Origin of the sequence: Synechococcus sp. 8F6, from assembly GCF_002252665.1 — a bacterium.
Lineage (GTDB): Bacteria > Cyanobacteriota > Cyanobacteriia > PCC-6307 > Cyanobiaceae > Cyanobium_A.
Map to the genome: position 1 here is coordinate 1 of NZ_NQKZ01000050.1, position 2,489 is coordinate 2,489.

Sequence of the window (2,489 nt, forward strand, 5' to 3'; positions counted from 1 at the left end):
AGCCGGCGGACCCCAGAGTCCGCCGGCTTGTGCGGAGCTCCCCACCGGGGCCTGGCGCCATCGGCGCCAGGTTGTCGCTGGACGACAATCTCCCGGGCTGTTCTCCGCTTCTCTACGGCTGCTGTGGCTGTTGGCTGCCGCTGCGCCGGCTTGCCTGGGCGCGGCGGTGGCTGTCGCCGCTGATCTCGATGATGTGGCAGTGGTGCACCAGCCGGTCCACCGCCGCCACGGTCATTGAGCTGCTTGGGAAGATCTCATCCCAGGCGGTGAACGGCTGATTGGCGGTGATCAGCAGCGATCGGCGCTCGTAGCGGTGGCAGATCAGCTCAAACAGCACGCTGCTCTCCTGTTCATCCCGCCGCACATAGCCGATGTCATCGATCAGCAGCAGCGGGTAGCGATCCAGCCGCTCCAGCGCTGCCGGCAGGTTGTACTCGGCGCGGGCCTTCTGCAGCTCCTGCACCAGGCTCGTGGCGGGATAGAAGCGGCAGGCCTGATCCAGACCGATCTGCGCCAGGGCGATGCCGACCGCCAGGTGTGTCTTGCCCACACCGCTGGGGCCGAACAGCAGCACGTTCTCGCCCCGCTGTAGCCACTCGCTCTGGCGGCTCAAGGCCTCCAGTTCCTGCCACCGGTGGGTCTCGATCCGGCCGCCATGGTCGTAGTCCGCCAGCGCTTTGCTCCAGGGCAGATGGGCCGCGCGCAGCAGCCGGTGCTGGCGGGCCTGCTGGCGTTGCTCCACCTCCTGCTCGCACAGGGCATAGAGAAACTGACTGTGGCTCCAGCCCTCGCCCTCAGCCTGCGAGGCGATGCTCTGCCAGTGGCAGCGGATCCATGCCAACCGCAGCTGTCGCAACAGGATCGGCAGGGCGGCTTCCGCCGCCTGGGGCCGCGGAATGGAGGGCAAGGAGGTCGTCATAGCTCTGCAGCGTGTGTTGGGAAATGCGTTGTGGCGGGTGGGGGCGATGGGGCGGCAGCCGGAAGCGTTGCTGCAGCGCCGCCAGCGACAGCCCCTGCCGTTGGTGGGCCTTCTCGAGCCAGGCGAGCACTGGCTCGTAGCCGGCCACTCGGCAGCCGACATACAGCGCCTCGACCATCAGCCGAGCGGCGGCGTCGCGATCACCGCTATTGCGCAGCTGCTGCCACAGCTGCCACCAGCGCTCATCGGGGAACAGCTCCCGCTGGTAACGGCAGTGCAGCAACGCCCGGGGTTTGCGCCTGAGAGCATCGATCAGATGCTCCAGATCAATGCTCCACGCCCGCCCATGGCGCTCGATGCCGCCGTGGCGCCGCGCCAGTTCACAGGCGATCTGCCGGCCCAGAAGCAGCTGCAGCCGGTCGTGATAAATCCGCACCGTCAGCCGCTGGTCGATCAGCCGCGGCGGCACCGAATACACCACCCTGCGCACCTCGATCGTGCTGGTGCGCCGCACCGTGAGCTGCTCGATGTCGTAGTCGGCAAAGCGAAAGCGCGGCAGCGGCCGCAGCGCCGTTTTCTCTTGCTCCAGCCGGACCAGCCGCGGTCGGTTGTATTGCTCGAGCACCGCAGCTAGGAAGGCCTGGTACGCAGCCAGCGACTCAAAATCGCTGCTGCCGCGCAGCAGCAGCGCCTGCTCGATCCGCCGCTTGAGATGGCCATGGGGACTCTCCACACGGCCGTTCTCATGCGCCACCCCCAGGTTGTTGCGGCTGTAGGCCAGGCCGTAATGACTGCACAGGGCGTGGTAACGGCGGGTGATGTCGGCTGAAAAACTGCCGTTGCGGTTACGGCACGCCACCGACAACCGGTCGGTACGCAGTTCATCTGGCACCCCACCGCAGGATGCCAGGGCGTTCTGCAACCCCTCGGAGAGGGCGACGAAACTCTCGCCGCCCTGCACCACCTGCGCATAGCTCCAGCCGCTCCATGCCAGGCGGTAGTGGAACAGCAGATGGGGGAACGCCTCGCCAGCGATCGTCACCTCCACCCCCTTGAGTTGGGTGAAGTCACAGAAGGCGATCTCGCCGGGCTCGTAGCTCAAAGGGAAGATCACCTCTGGATCCGGGCCATGCAACGCCTTCCACTCCCGCACCCGCCTTTGCAAGGTCCGTTGCAGAGGAATCCAGTCGACATCGGGCTTCTGCCGCTGCAGGTGCTCCAGCAGCGTGATCGGTGTCAACGCTGGCGCACGTTGCAACAGCGGCACCAGCTCCTCCTCCCAGACACCCTCCAGAGGATCGGGCCGGGTGCGGCCACGGAGCTGGTTCGCCCTGGGCTGCAGCTGGTTCCTCTCAATCCGGCGGGCGCTGCGCACTGAGATGCCAGCCGCTGCGGCAGCAGCCTCCTGGCTGCTGCCGCCTCGTCGTTTCGTCATGTACAGGTTGCGTTGGTGACTGGTCAGTGGTGCCGGCATCCCCTGGTCCCTGCGCATCGGCACCAGGCTCTCCAGCACTCACCCCACCGGCCAACGAGCTTGTCGCCGACCGGCCAACTTCATTGTCGGCAGACA

At 66.8% G+C, this 2,489-nt stretch carries 2 protein-coding genes; both read right to left on the reverse strand.

The window, feature by feature from the left end; genetic code table 11:
- Positions 1-112: 112 nt before the first annotated feature.
- Positions 113-907: an IS21-like element helper ATPase IstB gene (istB, locus tag CJZ78_RS13375; protein WP_233128809.1), complete on the reverse strand. Its 795-nt coding sequence runs from the start codon at positions 905-907 to the stop codon at positions 113-115.
- Entirely contained in the window at positions 795-2,354 is a 1,560-nt protein-coding gene (istA, locus tag CJZ78_RS14610) for an IS21 family transposase (RefSeq protein WP_158217104.1), read from the reverse strand. Before istA ends, istB begins: the two co-directional genes overlap by 113 nt.
- Between the last annotated feature and the right edge of the window lie 135 nt (positions 2,355-2,489).

What these genes read in the sequence shown, in the direction of transcription:
- istA (WP_158217104.1), bottom strand. Translation starts at nt 2,354, where the DNA reads ATGACGAAACGACGAGGCGGCAGCAGCCAGGAGGCTGCTGCCGCAGCG.